Raw genomic sequence first — 15098 nt, forward strand, 5'->3', positions numbered from 1 at the left:
GTAGCCTGTAAATCCCCGAAACATTGACAAGCTTTTGAAGGTCCTGGTAATAACCGGGACCTTTTTTATGTGGGGAATAATACTGAACAGGATTTACTGAACGAAATATACCGAACTGGTTGAAAATGAATGAAATGAACGATGGTAGTATTCCTTCTACTTACTAATTTTAGAAAAATGGGATTGCCGAAAACCATTATTAGAGTAGGCGTAACCAGTGAAAAACCATAACTATGGATCTGCTGAACCAATTATTGGCAACACTCTTAACGCTGTTGCAATCTCTGCTGGGTGGTCTGTAATTTATTACGCCCCTGATTCCACGGAAAATGCCACGCAACAAAAAAGACATTTTCCAACTTATTGCCTTCCTGGTGCGAGCCGGGGAGGCTTTTTTTATAATGAACGAGCTATCTCATGGAGAATGGGCCAGGGTTTGAAGGGGGAATCAGCGTATTCAGGAGTATTAGTTAAAAGAAAATGAACGGGCCATTTTGCTTTACTGAACGAAATGAACAAGCAGCTGAAAATGAATGAAATGAACTATTACAAATTGATTCCCTGCGGCTAATTTTAATCCAATGTTCCTTGTATTAGGAGCATTTGGGATTGCCGAAAACCAAGTAACAGAGTAGGCATAACCTTATGAAAAGCCTTCAAAAACATCTATGGATTTATTGAACCAGGTATTGGCTTTAGTTCTTGGTCTGATTCAGCAATTGTTGGGTAAGTTACCTCTCTGAAGCTGACAGGTCTAGAAATATTGCTTATTGCATTCCCAGACAGGACTTGCTGCCGGTTTTCCGGCGGCTTGTTTTTTTTAGGGGGGGGATGGGAGGCAGCGAAGCCAACAGTGTGCCAATTTTCCTATAAATAGCTATTTTCCTGCCTGAATTAGACTTTTACACAAATTAACATTTGCCCCAAACCCGCTGTCATTCTACATTTAACTAAAAAAGACATTTATTTTTCCCCGGTATTGTTGGGGAATACAAAAATACTGATTACCTTTGCCCTCCCAAATTGTAAAGGGAAAAAAGTAGAAGTTCATTGCATATGTCTCAGAGAATTAGAATCAAGCTGAAGTCCTACGATCATAATCTGGTAGATAAGTCTGCTGAGAAGATCGTTAAAACAGTGCGTAACACTGGTGCCGTGGTAACAGGTCCAATACCTTTGCCAACTGAAAAGAAAATTTTTACGGTGCTGCGTTCACCGCACGTTAACAAGAAAGCTCGTGAGCAGTTCCAGTTGTGCACACACAAGCGCTTACTGGATATCTACACCTCTTCTTCCAGGACTGTAGACGCCTTGAGTAAGTTAGATCTGCCTTCCGGTGTGGAAGTAGAAATCAAAGCGTAGGACATCAGCAGGTAGGCAAAAGGCCTGCCTGGTTTGATTTAATCTTATGACTGCTGTTTTGCTGGCAGTGAGGTGTACAATCTCACAGGGGAAAGTAATCTCCGTTTGCCAGCGTGTAAACGCCACAAATTAAAATATAGGTCACGCCTTCTGGGTGGCCGCCCAATAAAGCATTTAAACCGCCTATCCTGGGGATAGCTAGATCCACCCCCAGGCGCTGGGTATAATATATAATAACATGAAAGGTATTATTGGCAAAAAGATCGGCATGACCAGCATCTTCGAACCGAATGGTAAGCAGACTGCTGTGACCATCATCGAGGCCGGTCCGTGCGTAGTAACTCAGGTTAAATCTCAAGAGACTGACGGTTACAACGCTATTCAGGTAGCATTTGGCGAGAAAAAAGAAAAGAACGCTACCAAAGCACAAATCAATCACTTCGCGAAAGCAAGCACCTCCCCCAAACGATTTGTAAAAGAGTTCCGCAACCCGGATGTACAAAAAGCTCTTGGTGAAACCATTACCACCGAAATATTTGCAGAAGGAGAAACAATTGACGTAGTCGGTACCTCAAAAGGTAAAGGCTTCCAGGGTGTTGTTAAACGCCATGGATTTAGCGGTGTGGGCGAAGCTACACACGGTCAGCACGACAGAAGCAGAGCTCCTGGTTCCGTGGGTGGATCCTCTTATCCTTCCCGCGTATTCAAGGGTATGCGTATGGCTGGTCAAACCGGTAATGAGCAGGTGAAAGTTAAAGGTCTTAAGATCGTTAAGATTTTCGCTGAGAAAAATTATATCCTGGTAAGTGGTTCCGTTCCCGGCCACATTGGTTCAATCGTTTTAATCCAGAAGTAATATGCAACTTGATATTTTAAATATAGAAGGTAAGAAAACAGGAAGAACTATTGAGCTCCCTGAAGAAATTTTCGGAGTGGAGCCTAACAACCACGTGATCTACCTGGCTGTTAAACAATACCTCGCTGCTCAGCGCCAGGGTACCCACAAGGTAAAGACCCGTGCTGAAGTGAAAGGTGCTTCCCGTAAACTGCACAAGCAAAAAGGTACTGGTGGTTCCCGTAAAGGTAACATCCGTAACCCACTGTATAAAGGTGGTGGTACCATCTTCGGTCCAAAACCGCACAAATATGACATTAAGCTGAACAGGAAAGTAAAAGATCTCGCTAAGATTTCTGCACTGTCTGTAAAAGCTAAAGAAAACAGTATCATCGTTCTGGAAGATCTGAACCTGGCTACTCCTAAAACTTCACAGTTTGCGGGTATCCTGGCGAAACTGAACCTGAATGTAAATGGCCGTAAGACTTTGGTTGTACTGCCTGAATACAATGATAATGTGTACCTGTCTCTGCGCAACATCCCTACAGTAGATAGCGTAATGCTGAGCGATATCAATACTTATGATATCATGAATAGCAATACCCTGATCATCACTGAGAGTGCTGCTAAAATCTTCACTGAAGAGCCGGTAGAAGCTTAATTGTCAAATTTAAATCACACAGCTGGCGGGAAAGCCTGCCACTCAAAGCGATAAAAGATGAAACTTTCAGACGTTTTAATCAGACCGGTAGTAAGTGAAAAAGTGAACAAAGCCACTGATAAATTCAACCGTTACTACTTCATCGTAGACAAGAAATCCAACAAACTGGAAATCAAGAAAGCAGTTGAAGAGTTCTATGGCGTTGCAGTATCAGAAGTGAACACTGCCGTTATGCCGGGTAAAGCAAAATTCCGCTTTACTAAAGCTGGTTTCATTGCTGGTAAGAAACCTTCTTACAAGAAAGCAATTGTAACCCTGGCTGCAGGAGAATCTATAGATCTGTATGCTAACATATAGTGCTCATAGCTGCGGCAACGCGGCATGATGGATGTATATGCAGATCACATTTATAAATAAAGCAACTAGTTAAACAATTACTAGATCATGGCACTGAAGAAATTTAAACCGATGACAGCCGGTACCCGTTGGAAAATTGGCAACGCGTTCGCTGAGCTGACCACGGATACTCCTGAAAAGAGCCTGCTGGAGGCTAAGTCCAAAACCGGCGGTAGAAACGTACAGGGTAGAAGATCTATGCGCTACATCGGTGGTGGACACAAGCAACATTACCGTATCATAGACTTCAAACGTGACAAACATAGTATTCCTGCTACTGTAAAGAGCATTGAGTACGATCCAAACCGTAGCGCATTCATCGCACTGCTGAACTATGCAGATGGTGAAAAACGTTACATCCTGGCTCCTCAGGGTTTACAGGTGGGTGCTACAGTAGTGAGCGGTCCTGATGCTGCTCCTGAAGTAGGTAACTCCCTGCCGCTGAGAAACATGCCACTGGGTACTGTTGTACACAATATCGAACTGCAGCCTGGTAGAGGTGGTGCAATCGCTAGAAGTGCCGGTACTTATGCACAGCTGAGCAACAAGGAAGAAAAATATGCCGTAATGAAAATGCCTTCTGGTGAGCTGCGTAAAGTGTTGATCACTTGTGCTGCTACTGTAGGTACAGTTTCTAACTCTGACCACGCACTGCAATCAATTGGTAAAGCGGGTGCTAACCGTTGGAGAGGTATCAAGCCACGTAACCGTGGTGTAGCCATGAACCCTGTAGATCACCCGATGGGTGGTGGTGAAGGTAGATCTTCCGGAGGTCACCCTAGATCCAGGACAGGTAAATATGCGAAAGGTCTGAAGACTCGTAAGCATAAGAGCTCTGATAAACTGATCATCAGCAGGAAAAACGGCAAAAAATTATAATTCATAAAGCTTTTACCAGTTCCGCTTCGGGTGGATAGCCAGAAGCGGAACGGTTAAAGTAGAATAAAAATAAAAAGACATGGGTCGTTCCATTAGAAAAGGTCCTTACGTTGACCAGAAATTAGGAAAGAAAGTAGATAAAATGAATGAAGGCACCAAGCGTACTGTAATCAAGACGTGGAGCCGTCGTTCTACCATCACACCTGATTTTGTGGGCCATACATTTGCGGTACACAATGGTAACAAGTTCATTCCGGTATACGTTACTGAGTTTATGGTAGGTCATAAACTGGGAGAATTTGCACCAACCCGCAACTTTAAAGGACACGCTAACAAGAAAATGTAGTCATTCGTTTGAAGTTTTAAGCTCGAGGTTTGCAGCATAATATACCTCGAACCCGGGACTTCGGACCTCAAACATTCAAATTTATAATTACAATGGAAGCAGTAGCTAAGCTTAATAATAATCCAACATCTACCCGCAAAATGCGTCTGCTGGCAGACCTGATCCGTGGTATGGAAGTTGAGAAAGCGCTGAATGTATTAAAGTTCCATCCTAAGCACCCAAGTGTACCTCTGGAAAAACTGCTGTTGTCAGCTGTTGCGAACTGGAAAGTAAAGAACGAAGGTGTACGCGTTGAAGATGCGAATCTGATCGTTAAAACCATTTTCGTTGATGGTGGTCGTATCCTGAAAAGAATGCGTCCGGCTCCACAGGGTAGAGGTTACCGTGTTCGCAAAAGAAGCAACCACGTAACCCTTGCAGTTGACAGCAAAGTGGCTGAGGCTAAATAAAAGAAACTAAACTATTTATCTAATAGACAAATAAACCAGAACATGGGTCAGAAAACAAATCCTATTGGTAACAGGTTAGGTATCATCAGAGGTTGGGACTCTAATTGGTATGGTGGCAAAAAAGATTATGCTACCAAACTGATCGAAGATAACAAGATCAGAACTTACCTGAATGCCCGTATCAACAAAGGTGGCATTTCCAGGGTAGTGATCGAGAGAACTTTAGGTAAACTGATCATCACCATCCATACATCCAAGCCTGGTATCATCATAGGTAAAGGTGGTGGAGAGGTAGACCGCATCAAGGAAGAAATAAAGAAACTGACTTCTAAAGAAGACGTACAGATCAACATTCTGGAGATCCGTCGTCCTGAAATAGATGCCAATATCGTAGCTGAAACTATCGCAAAACAGATTGAAAGCCGTATCAACTACAAACGTGCTATCAAGATGGCGATTGCTACTGCAATGAGAATGGGTGCTGAAGGTATCAAGGTTAAAGTTGGTGGTCGTCTGGGTGGTGCCGAAATCGCACGTTCAGAAGAGATGAAGCAAGGTCGTGTACCTTTGCACACCTTCCGTATGGATATCGACTATTCTTCTCTGTTTGCACAAACAGTATATGGTAAGATCGGGATCAAAGTATGGATCTGTAAAGGTGAAGTACTGGGTGAGCGCGATCTGAATCCAAATGCTATTTCCGGTAAGGATGGCGAAGGCCGCACAGGTGGTGAAGGTCATGGTCATCGTGGTGGAGAAAGAAGAGGCGGTGGCGACAGAAGAGGTGGCGATAACCGCGGCGGCGACAGAAGAGGTGGTGATAACCGTGGTGGTGGCCGTAGATAATCTTTTTAACAATTAACATTAACATTTAACATATACTAAGATGTTACAGCCCAAGAGAACGAAACACAGGAAGATGCATAAAGGCCGCATCAAGGGGAACGCAAAACGTGGTGCGGATATCTCCTTTGGTAGTTTCGGCTTGAAAGCATTAGAACCTAAGTGGATCACAGACAGGCAGATCGAAGCTGCTCGTGTGGCTCTGACAAGAGCAATGAAACGTGAGGGTAACGTGTGGATCCGTATATTCCCTGACAAATCCATCACAGCCAAGCCTTTGGAAGTCAGAATGGGTAAAGGTAAAGGTGCTCCTGACCATTGGGCTGCTGTAGTTAAGCCAGGTCGTATGTTGTTCGAAGCGGACGGCGTACCTCTGGAAGTAGCTAAAGCTGCAATGGAGCTGGCTGCACAGAAACTGCCTATTAAAGTGAAATTTGTAGTACGTCGCGATTACGCTGAAGCATAATTGCTAAAGCAACCGGGATAAACTATAAACGATAAACCAGAAATAATAAATACAATGGCAAACGAAAAGCTGGATCTGAAAGGTTTAAGCGAACAGGAGCTGAAAGAGAAAATCTCCGAAGAGCAATTACGCCTGAAGAAAATTACATTCAGTCACGCAATTACGCCAATTGAGAATCCAATGAGCATCCGCTCTCTCAGGCGTCAGATCGCACAGCTGAAAACTGAGCTGCGCAAAAGAGAACTGGGCTTCTAAGCCTTAAAAATAAATTCATTCATCGGTCCGTAAGGAGCGGTCTGGGTAATAAATACTTTCAACAATGAGCGAAAGAAAATTAAGAAAAACCAGAATTGGTGTCGTTTCCAGCAACAAAGCGGAAAAAACAATCAGCGTTAGCGTTGAGCGTAAAGTGAAGCACCCGATCTATGGTAAATTCGTAAAAAAAACCACCAAGTTCATGGCTCATGACGAGCTGAACCAGTGCAGCATCGGCGATACCGTTAGAATAATGGAAACCCGTCCGTTGAGCAAGAATAAGTGCTGGAGATTGATAGAGGTGATCGAAAAGGTAAAATAATTTATTATTGTTTCAAGCTGCATGCAGCGTTCCTGGATGCAGCCGCTGATTAAACAAATACAAATCTTATAAAAAGATGATACAACAAGAATCAAGGCTGAATGTAGCTGATAACAGTGGTGCCAAGGAAGTACTGTGTATTAGAGTGTTAGGCAACTCCGGCCAGGACTACGCAAAAGTAGGTGACAAGATCGTTGTTACTGTAAAAGACGCGATCGCAGGTGGTGGTGTGAAAAAAGGTACAGTGCACAAAGCTGTTATCGTAAGAACTAAAAACAAGCTGCGCCGTAAAGACGGATCTTATATCCGTTTCGACGATAATGCCGTTGTATTACTGAACAACTCTGACGAGCCACGCGGTACCCGTATCTTCGGACCAGTTGCCCGTGAGCTGCGCGATAAGGGATACATGAAGATTATCTCTCTGGCTCCCGAAGTATTGTAAAGATATTCAATGCGTTCGCTGAAAGCATAAAGCAAAAAGTAAAAAAAGCTTATTGCTTTGTGCTTTCAGCATAAATGCATATCTTTGCTGCCCGTTTCTAAAACGAATATTAATCAAGCGGAACCGATGTTTCGCTTGGCGTTTATAAATAAACAAATAATGAAAACGAGATTCAAGCCTAAGTTCAACATTAAGAAAGGCGACACCGTTGTAGTGATTGCCGGCGATGATAAGGACAGGACCAAGCCCCGTCAGGTGCTGGAAGTGATCCCTGACAAGGCGCGCGTACTGGTAGAAGGTGTGAACATCATCACCAAACATACCAAACCAACTGCTCAAAATACCAAAGGTGGTATCGTTAAGCAGGAAGCTCCTATCGCCATTTCTAACGTAATGTTGTGGGATGCTAAGGCTGGTAAACCTACCAAGGTAAACCGTCAGCGTGAAAATGGTAAATTAGTTCGTATAGCTAAAAAATCAGGGGAGGCAATCAAATAATGGCAAACACTACATATACACCCAGACTGCAGACTAAATACCGTACTGAAGTAGTTAATACTCTGCACAAAAAATTCAACTACAAAAGCGTAATGCAGGTACCTCGCCTGGTGAAGATCTGTCTGAACCAGGGTATCAATGGTGCTGTAGGTGATAAGAAACTGGTAGATATTGCTGTGGATGAAATGACCCGTATCTCCGGTCAGAAAGCTATCGCTACTTTATCCAAAAAGGATATTTCCAATTTCAAACTCAGGAAGAACATGCCAATCGGTGCTCGTGTAACACTGCGTGGTTATAACATGTACGAATTCCTGGATCGTCTGATCGCTGTATCACTGCCTCGTGTACGTGACTTCAAGGGTATCAATGAAAAAGCTTTCGATGGCCGCGGTAACTATACCCTGGGTATCAATGAGCAGATCATCTTCCCTGAGATCGACATCGATAAAGTAACAAAGATCTCCGGTATGGATATCACTTTCGTTACTACGGCAAACACCAATGAAGAAGCTTACGAGCTCCTGAAAGAATTGGGTATGCCGTTCAAGAACATCAAGAAAGATCAACAATAATATTTGATCTCAAATTCCAAATCCCTTCCGGGTTTTGGAATTTGACATTTATAAACTGGAATTATAAACTCTAATTATGGCAAAAGAATCCATAAAGGCTAGACAAAGGAAAAGAGAAGCCATGGTTGCTAAGTTCGCTGAAAAACGTGCTGCCCTCAAAGCTGAAGGTAACTACGAAGCACTGGATCAGCTGCCTAGAAACGCTTCTCCTGTTCGCCTGCACAACAGATGTCAGCTTTCCGGTCGTCCAAAAGGTTACATGCGTCATTTCGGTCTTTGCCGTAATATGTTCCGTGACCTGGCGCTCGCTGGTAAGATCCCTGGTGTAAGAAAAGCTAGCTGGTAATCACCACTCATGGGATGGACAATTATCCCCCGACGAATAGTAATTGTCCTTTTTCCCCCTTTTTATATTCGTTAAAGATCTTGATTTTCCTATCTACACGATTTGGATATCGCATTGTAAAAAGTTTTTAAAATTATTAGAAACAATGGTTACTGATCCAATAGCAGACTTCCTGACCAGAATCCGGAATGCTCAAATGGCCAACCACAGGATTGTGGAAATTCCTGCCTCCAAACTGAAAAAACGTATCACTGAGATACTGTACGACAAAGGTTATATCCTGAAGTACAAATTTGAAGAAGACAATAAACAGGGTCTGATCAAAATAGCTCTGAAGTATGATCCTCAGACTAAAGTACCTGCAATCACTGATCTGCAGCGTATCAGCCGTCCTGGTCTTCGTCAATACTCCAAACCTGCTGATTTCAAACGTATCAAGAATGGTCTGGGTGTCGCTATCGTGTCTACATCTAAAGGTGTAATGACTGATAAAGAAGCGAAAGTACAGAACGTGGGTGGCGAAGTTGTTTGCTACGTTTATTAATATATTAAGGTCCGCACAGGACCTTCTGGCGTTTGTCAGTGGCTTGTGCAGATCACACCAATAAATGGTCCGTTTCAGAATTAAGCCTTTCTATACGGTGGCTGAACACTGAGGGATCGAAAACACATAACAGTAAAAAACTGCAATTATGTCTCGTATAGGTAAAGCTCCTATCAAATTAGCAGCAGGTGTTACAGTAACTGTATCCGCTACTAATGAACTGACAGTAAAGGGCCCTAAAGGTGAACTGAAAAAGAACATCGACAGGGATATCAAAATAGAAGTAGCTGATGGTGTACTGACAGTAGTTCGTCCTACTGAACAGATCCGTCACCGTGCACTGCATGGTCTGTACCGTGCACTGATCAACAATATGGTGGTTGGTGTTACAGAAGGCTTCACCAAAAAGCTTGAGCTGGTGGGTGTGGGTTACAAGGCTGCCAACGCTGGTCAGCTGCTGGACCTGTCTCTGGGTTACTCTCACAATATCGTGATTGAAATCCCTAAAGAACTGAAAGTAACTACATTGACTGAAAAGGGTGCTAACCCTAAAATCACACTGGAAGGTATTGACAACCAGCTGTTAGGTCAGGTAGCTGCTAAAATCCGTAGCCTACGTAAACCAGAGCCTTACAAAGGTAAAGGTGTTCGCTACAGCGATGAAGTGGTTCGTAAGAAAGCAGGTAAATCTGCAGGTAAATAATTTTAATTGGCTAACCGGTATCCTTTACTGGTTAGCTAATTCAACAATATTCCGGCAGCATCGGAATATATAAATTAAACATAGAAATGAGCACAAAAGCAGTTAATAGCAGACAGAAAATCCGTTACCGCATCCGTAAGAAAGTGGTTGGTAGCGCTCAGAGACCAAGATTATCTGTATTCCGCAGCAATAGCGATATTTACGTGCAATTGATCGATGATGCAAACGGTACTACACTGGCTGCTGCATCTTCCCGCGATAAGGATATCAAAGCACAGAAAGGTACCAAAATCGAGAAATCTAAATTGGTAGGTGCAGCTGTGGCTACTAAAGCAACCTCACTGGGTATTACAGCAGTAGTATTCGATCGTGGTGGTTATCTGTACCATGGTCGTGTGAAGAGCGTAGCTGATGGTGCAAGAGAAGCTGGTCTCCAATTCTAATAATCGAAATTGATTAAATCGTAATTCGCAAATAATAAAATGGCAAAGAATACATTTAATAAAGTTAAGGCGGGTGACCTGGAGCTGAAAGAAAAAGTGGTAGCTATCAACCGTGTTACCAAAACCACCAAAGGCGGTCGTACTTTCAGTTTTTCTGCCCTGGTAGTTGTAGGTAACGAACACGGTGTAGTAGGTCATGGCCTGGGTAAAGCCAAAGAAGTACAGGAAGCAATCACTAAAGGTATCGATGATGCCAAGAAAAACCTGATCAAGGTTCCTGTAATGCATGGTACTATTCCTCACGACCAGCTGGCTAAAGAAGGCGCTGCTAAGGTGCTGATCAAACCAGCCGCTCATGGTACTGGTGTAATCGCCGGAGGTTCTATGCGTGCCGTGCTGGAAAGCGCAGGTATCACTGACGTTCTGGCAAAATCTCTTGGTTCTGCAAACCCTCACAACGTGGTAAAAGCTACATTCAAAGCTTTAGGCCTGCTGCGTGAGCCGATACAGATCGCAAAAACCAGAAGCGTATCTCTGAAGAAAGTATTTAATGGATAATAACACCCTATGGTGAAGGGACTGCTGCACCGCAGCAGCTCCTGTAATTGTAAGGTGCTAATTCAAAATAACAATGGCAAAGATTAAAGTCACTCAGGTAAAAAGTGGTATAGACCGTCCAGAACGTCAGAAACTGACGCTGAAGGCCCTGGGTCTGAACAAAATGCACAACACCGTTGAGGTGGAAGCCACTCCCCAGATCCTTGGGATGGTGCGTAAAGTAAATCATCTGGTAAAGGTAGAAGAAGTACAGGGTTAAGGCTTTTGCCGTTCCTCTGGAAAAAAATGCTACATTTATAGTGGATTATTTGCAAATAACATTATACATTTAATGCGAGCGGTTAATTTCCGCGTAAGTAAAAAAAATTAACTCAATGAATCTGCACACGTTACAACCTGCACAAGGTTCCGTACATAAAGAAAAACGCCTCGGTCGTGGTGAAGCATCCGGTAAAGGTGGAACAGCTACAAAAGGTAATAAAGGTGGTCAGTCCCGTGCTGGTTACTCCAGCAAAAGAGGTCACGAAGGTGGTCAGATGCCAATTCAGCGTCGTATGCCAAAACGTGGTTTCAAGAGCCTGGATCCTACTACCTATGTAGTATTCAACATCGGTCAGCTTGACACCCTGGTAGAAAAATACGGTTTACAGGATTTCTCTCTGGAAAATCTGTACATGAACGGCTTAATCAGCCGCACTGCAAAAGTAAAAGTACTGGGTCAGGGCGAACTGAAGGCTAAGGTTACTGTAAGAGTGAACGCTATCAGTGAAAAGGCCAAGCAGCTGATCGAAGCAGCTGGTGGTTCAGTTGAACTGGTGTAAGTTTTCACGACTGGAGAGACGCCTACGGAGTAGTGCGTCTTTTCATCTTTTATTCAGCCAGCGAAATAATACATCACAAATCCCGGCCAGAGTTACTGAAGAGCAGCTAATTGCAGGTTTGGAATTTGGTCCCGCCACAACCGGGATGAAATTTTGAATATTAAACATTCATCTTCCTGTGAAGAAATTTATCGAAACGATTAAGAATATCTGGAGCATCGAGGATCTGCGTAGCAGAATCCTGACAACCCTGCTTCTTGTCCTCATTTATCGTGTAGGATCCTATATCGTGTTACCCGGTATCGATGCCAACCTGTTGCATCAGTTCTCAGAGAAATCCAATCAGGGTATCCTCGGACTGTTTAATATGTTTGCCGGAGGTTCTTTCTCAAGAGCGTCCATCTTTGCGCTGGGGATCATGCCTTTTATCTCTGCCTCTATCGCCATACAACTGTTGACCATAGCTGTACCTTATTTCCAGAAACTCCAGAAAGAAGGAGAGAGTGGCAGAAAGAAAATCAATCAGTTCACCCGTATCCTTACGGTAGTGGTGACCGGTTTTCAGGCGAGTGCGTATGTTGCCTTTCTGAGAGGCCAATCCAGCGGAGCTATTATCGCTGAATATGGTACCTTCTTCTTCTGGCTCACTACCACAATCGTACTGACTGCAGGTACCCTCTTTGTAATGTGGCTGGGTGAAAAAATCACTGATAAAGGTATCGGTAACGGTACATCCATCATCATCATGGTGGGTATCCTTGCCCGCCTTCCTCAGGCGCTGATTCAGGAATTTACCTCCAGAACTGCGGAAGCCGGCGGCGGATTGCTGGTCTTCCTGATAGAACTGGCAGTATTCATATTCATTACTATCGGTCTGATCCTGCTGGTACAAGGTACCCGCAAGGTACCGGTGAACTATGCTAAACGTATAGTGGGTAACAAACAATATGGTGGTGTACGCCAGTTCATTCCTCTCAAGGTGAATGCAGCAGGTGTAATGCCAATCATCTTTGCCCAGGCTATCATGTTTATCCCGGCTACCGTTATTGGTTTTGCTACCAGTGACAGTGCTTCCGGATTCATCCGTATCTTCAGTGACCATACCAATGGTTGGTATAATGTGATCTATGCAGTATTGGTAATTGTATTCACGTACTTCTACACTGCATTGATCTTCAATCCAACCCAGATGGCCGAAGAAATGAAACGTAACAATGGTTTCATCCCAGGTGTTAAACCTGGTACTGCAACTGCAGATTATATTGGTGCAGTTATGGACCGCATCACCCTTCCAGGTGCATTCTTCCTGGCAATGGTGGGTATCCTGCCGGGTGTAGCTGCTGCCGTGCATATCAATAGTAACTTCGCAACCTTCTTCGGTGGTACTTCACTGCTGATCATGGTGGGTGTTATTCTGGATACGCTGCAGCAGATCGAAAGCCAGCTCCTGATGCGCCATTACGATGGCCTGATGAGCACTGGCCGTATCAAAGGCAGAACTGCTCCGGCAAATGTTTAATTCCCATTAGACAGCTGGGTCGTAAGTAGCCACAGAAGCATAAAGCAGACAGCAGTTAACCCTGCTGCAGGCTTTATGCTTGGTGGCTTCACTGTTTAAAAGACACAAGTCTAACCCGTTTTTACTATGGTGCATTATAAGACTAAAGAAGAAATCGAATTGATGCGCAAAAGCGCATTATTAGTGAGCGCAACATTGGAAGAGGTAGCTAAGAAGCTGAAACCGGGTATGACTACTGATGATATCGACAAGATCGTTGAAGACTTCATCGTAGCCAACGGCGCCGTACCTTCCTTCAAGAACTATAAAGGGTTCCCTAAGAGCTGCTGTATCTCTGTGAATGCAGAAGTAGTACATGGCATTCCTAACAGCTACGTGGTACAGGATGGCGACATCGTGAGCGTAGACGTAGGGGTATTGCTGAACGGCTTCCATGGGGATAGTGCCTACACCTTTGCGGTAGGTAATGTAAAACCGGAAGTACTACAGTTAATGAAGGCGACCAAGGCTGCTTTGTATAAAGGTATAGAGAAAGCTGTGGCAGGTAACCGGATTGGTGACATCGCCCACGCTATTCAGGAATATACCGAGAAAGAGAGGGGTTATGGCGTGGTACGTGAGCTGGTAGGTCATGGTCTGGGTCGTCACCTGCACGAAGATCCTCAGGTGCCTAATTACGGTAAGAGAGGCAGTGGTCCTATCATGAAAGAAGGACTGGTGATTGCGATCGAACCGATGATCAACCTGGGCACAAAAGACGTGGAGTATATGGAAGATGGGTGGACAGTGATCACCCGCGACGAAAAACCTTCCGTTCACTTTGAGCACAATGTGGCAGTAATGAAAGGGAAAGCAGACCTTTTATCGTCATTTGCCGGTATCGAGAAGGCAGAGGCGGAAAATCCTGCATTAACCGCAACGTATTGATAGTTAATGAGTAAGGGCGATTATAATTCGTTTTCTCAGACAATTATTCAGGTTTATTTTTAGAATTTTATTTTTTACGAAGATTTCGCTATCTTTGCAGTCCTAAAAATTTTTATGGCAAAACAGGCACTCATTAAACAGGATGGAATAATACTAGAAGCCTTGTCTAACGCTATGTTCCGGGTGAAATTGGAAAATGGGCATGAGATTTTGGCCACCATTTCTGGCAAAATGAGAATGCACTATATCCGCATCCTTCCTGGAGATAAGGTAGGGGTCGAGATGAGCCCATATGATTTGAGCAGAGGAAGGATCATATTCAGATATAAATAAACACATAGACTTATAACTCATAACTTATGAAGGTAAGAGCTTCCATAAAAAAAAGAAGTGCAGATTGTAAGATCGTGCGCAGGAAGGGTAAATTGTTGGTGATCAACAAGAAGAATCCTCGTTTTAAACAACGTCAGGGTTAATCATATTAAATAAACTAGAAAATTTAATTCAAATATGGCACGTATAGCCGGTATCGATCTACCTAAGAATAAAAGAGGAGAAATTGGTCTGACCTATATCTATGGTATTGGCCGTTCTACCGCTCAGTACATTCTGGAAAAGTCAGGAATTGACTTTAACAAGAAAGTAAAAGACTGGAACGATGATGAGCAGACAACTATCCGTAACATCATCAATGGTGAGTTTAAGGTAGAAGGTCAGCTGCGTTCTGAAGTACAAATGAATATTAAGCGTCTGCTGGATATCGCTTGTTACCGTGGTCTTCGCCACAGAAAGGGCTTACCGCTCAGAGGCCAGCGTACTCGTACTAACAGCCGTACCCGTAAAGGTAAACGTAAGACGGTTGCAGGTAAGAAAAAAGCGCCTAAGAAATAATCTTGATAATACAA

26 protein-coding genes are annotated in these 15098 nt (G+C 43.7%); all 26 read left to right on the forward strand.

The genetic code is table 11. The features are described 5' to 3' along the window. Window positions 1-1056: 1056 nt before the first annotated feature. The 26 genes from rpsJ to rpsM all read left to right on the forward strand — a co-directional run bounded on the left by rpsJ (window position 1057) and on the right by rpsM (window position 15084). A complete protein-coding gene (gene rpsJ / locus SIO70_RS09240) occupies window positions 1057-1362 on the forward strand; it encodes a 30S ribosomal protein S10 (protein ID WP_012789286.1) in 306 nt (101 codons plus the stop codon). 238 nt (window positions 1363-1600) lie between these two features. Continuing rightward, window positions 1601-2218: a 50S ribosomal protein L3 gene (gene rplC / locus SIO70_RS09245; protein WP_320580619.1), complete on the forward strand. Its 618-nt coding sequence runs from the start codon at window positions 1601-1603 to the stop codon at window positions 2216-2218. 1 nt (window position 2219) lies between these two features. Beyond that, the gene (rplD, locus tag SIO70_RS09250; protein ID WP_083721035.1) at window positions 2220-2858 is read left to right on the forward strand and encodes a 50S ribosomal protein L4; all 639 of its coding nucleotides are present in this window, start codon (window positions 2220-2222) and stop codon (window positions 2856-2858) included. A 57-nt stretch (window positions 2859-2915) separates the two neighbouring features. Next, window positions 2916-3215, forward strand: a complete 300-nt coding sequence (rplW, locus tag SIO70_RS09255; RefSeq protein ID WP_320580620.1) for a 50S ribosomal protein L23 — start codon at window positions 2916-2918, stop codon at window positions 3213-3215. 87 nt (window positions 3216-3302) lie between these two features. Then, window positions 3303-4133 (forward strand): 50S ribosomal protein L2, encoded by an 831-nt coding sequence (gene rplB / locus SIO70_RS09260; protein ID WP_083721031.1) that lies wholly within the window; start codon window positions 3303-3305, stop codon window positions 4131-4133. Between the two features lie 79 nt (window positions 4134-4212). Continuing rightward, window positions 4213-4479: a 30S ribosomal protein S19 gene (gene rpsS / locus SIO70_RS09265; protein WP_072360589.1), complete on the forward strand. Its 267-nt coding sequence runs from the start codon at window positions 4213-4215 to the stop codon at window positions 4477-4479. Window positions 4480-4571: 92 nt separating this feature from the next. Further along, window positions 4572-4928, forward strand: coding sequence for a 50S ribosomal protein L22 (gene rplV / locus SIO70_RS09270; RefSeq protein WP_083721029.1), 357 nt, complete (start codon window positions 4572-4574; stop codon window positions 4926-4928). Between the two features lie 42 nt (window positions 4929-4970). Continuing rightward, the gene (gene rpsC / locus SIO70_RS09275) at window positions 4971-5774 is read left to right on the forward strand and encodes a 30S ribosomal protein S3 (RefSeq protein ID WP_083721027.1); all 804 of its coding nucleotides are present in this window, start codon (window positions 4971-4973) and stop codon (window positions 5772-5774) included. A gap of 40 nt (window positions 5775-5814) precedes the next feature. Beyond that, window positions 5815-6237 (forward strand): 50S ribosomal protein L16, encoded by a 423-nt coding sequence (gene rplP, locus SIO70_RS09280; RefSeq protein ID WP_083721025.1) that lies wholly within the window; start codon window positions 5815-5817, stop codon window positions 6235-6237. Window positions 6238-6291: 54 nt separating this feature from the next. Further along, entirely contained in the window at window positions 6292-6492 is a 201-nt protein-coding gene (gene rpmC / locus SIO70_RS09285) for a 50S ribosomal protein L29 (RefSeq protein WP_072360597.1), read from the forward strand. A gap of 64 nt (window positions 6493-6556) precedes the next feature. Beyond that, on the forward strand, window positions 6557-6814 hold the full coding sequence (gene rpsQ, locus SIO70_RS09290; RefSeq protein ID WP_083721022.1) for a 30S ribosomal protein S17: 258 nt from the start codon (window positions 6557-6559) through the stop codon (window positions 6812-6814). 76 nt (window positions 6815-6890) lie between these two features. Continuing rightward, window positions 6891-7259: a 50S ribosomal protein L14 gene (gene rplN / locus SIO70_RS09295; protein WP_072360601.1), complete on the forward strand. Its 369-nt coding sequence runs from the start codon at window positions 6891-6893 to the stop codon at window positions 7257-7259. Between the two features lie 159 nt (window positions 7260-7418). Further along, entirely contained in the window at window positions 7419-7757 is a 339-nt protein-coding gene (gene rplX, locus SIO70_RS09300) for a 50S ribosomal protein L24 (protein ID WP_083721263.1), read from the forward strand. After that, complete coding sequence (gene rplE, locus SIO70_RS09305; RefSeq protein WP_083721020.1) at window positions 7757-8332, forward strand: 50S ribosomal protein L5; 576 nt, start codon at window positions 7757-7759, stop codon at window positions 8330-8332. Before rplX ends, rplE begins: the two co-directional genes overlap by 1 nt. Before the next feature lie 76 nt (window positions 8333-8408). Beyond that, window positions 8409-8678 carry a 30S ribosomal protein S14 gene (gene rpsN, locus SIO70_RS09310; protein WP_083721018.1) on the forward strand — a complete coding sequence of 90 codons (270 nt, stop codon included), beginning with the start codon at window positions 8409-8411 and terminating at the stop codon, window positions 8676-8678. 145 nt (window positions 8679-8823) lie between these two features. Beyond that, window positions 8824-9222, forward strand: a complete 399-nt coding sequence (gene rpsH / locus SIO70_RS09315; RefSeq protein WP_083721016.1) for a 30S ribosomal protein S8 — start codon at window positions 8824-8826, stop codon at window positions 9220-9222. Window positions 9223-9370: 148 nt separating this feature from the next. After that, on the forward strand, window positions 9371-9925 hold the full coding sequence (gene rplF, locus SIO70_RS09320) for a 50S ribosomal protein L6 (protein ID WP_320580622.1): 555 nt from the start codon (window positions 9371-9373) through the stop codon (window positions 9923-9925). An 86-nt stretch (window positions 9926-10011) separates the two neighbouring features. Beyond that, window positions 10012-10368: a 50S ribosomal protein L18 gene (gene rplR, locus SIO70_RS09325; RefSeq protein WP_320580623.1), complete on the forward strand. Its 357-nt coding sequence runs from the start codon at window positions 10012-10014 to the stop codon at window positions 10366-10368. 39 nt (window positions 10369-10407) lie between these two features. Continuing rightward, window positions 10408-10926: a 30S ribosomal protein S5 gene (gene rpsE / locus SIO70_RS09330; RefSeq protein ID WP_072360615.1), complete on the forward strand. Its 519-nt coding sequence runs from the start codon at window positions 10408-10410 to the stop codon at window positions 10924-10926. Window positions 10927-10999: 73 nt separating this feature from the next. Then, entirely contained in the window at window positions 11000-11185 is a 186-nt protein-coding gene (gene rpmD, locus SIO70_RS09335) for a 50S ribosomal protein L30 (protein WP_083721009.1), read from the forward strand. Between the two features lie 115 nt (window positions 11186-11300). Continuing rightward, window positions 11301-11747, forward strand: coding sequence for a 50S ribosomal protein L15 (gene rplO, locus SIO70_RS09340; RefSeq protein ID WP_320580624.1), 447 nt, complete (start codon window positions 11301-11303; stop codon window positions 11745-11747). Between the two features lie 178 nt (window positions 11748-11925). Next, window positions 11926-13266, forward strand: a complete 1341-nt coding sequence (gene secY / locus SIO70_RS09345) for a preprotein translocase subunit SecY (RefSeq protein ID WP_083721005.1) — start codon at window positions 11926-11928, stop codon at window positions 13264-13266. A gap of 126 nt (window positions 13267-13392) precedes the next feature. After that, window positions 13393-14193 carry a type I methionyl aminopeptidase gene (gene map, locus SIO70_RS09350; RefSeq protein ID WP_320580625.1) on the forward strand — a complete coding sequence of 267 codons (801 nt, stop codon included), beginning with the start codon at window positions 13393-13395 and terminating at the stop codon, window positions 14191-14193. A 114-nt stretch (window positions 14194-14307) separates the two neighbouring features. Then, a complete protein-coding gene (gene infA, locus SIO70_RS09355) occupies window positions 14308-14526 on the forward strand; it encodes a translation initiation factor IF-1 (protein ID WP_012789309.1) in 219 nt (72 codons plus the stop codon). Window positions 14527-14552: 26 nt separating this feature from the next. After that, window positions 14553-14669 carry a 50S ribosomal protein L36 gene (gene rpmJ, locus SIO70_RS09360; RefSeq protein WP_072360626.1) on the forward strand — a complete coding sequence of 39 codons (117 nt, stop codon included), beginning with the start codon at window positions 14553-14555 and terminating at the stop codon, window positions 14667-14669. A gap of 34 nt (window positions 14670-14703) precedes the next feature. After that, window positions 14704-15084 carry a 30S ribosomal protein S13 gene (gene rpsM / locus SIO70_RS09365; RefSeq protein ID WP_072360628.1) on the forward strand — a complete coding sequence of 127 codons (381 nt, stop codon included), beginning with the start codon at window positions 14704-14706 and terminating at the stop codon, window positions 15082-15084. Window positions 15085-15098: the final 14 nt, after the last annotated feature.

It is taken from the genome of Chitinophaga sancti (assembly GCF_034087045.1).
Taxonomy (GTDB): Bacteria; Bacteroidota; Bacteroidia; order Chitinophagales; family Chitinophagaceae; genus Chitinophaga; species Chitinophaga sancti_B.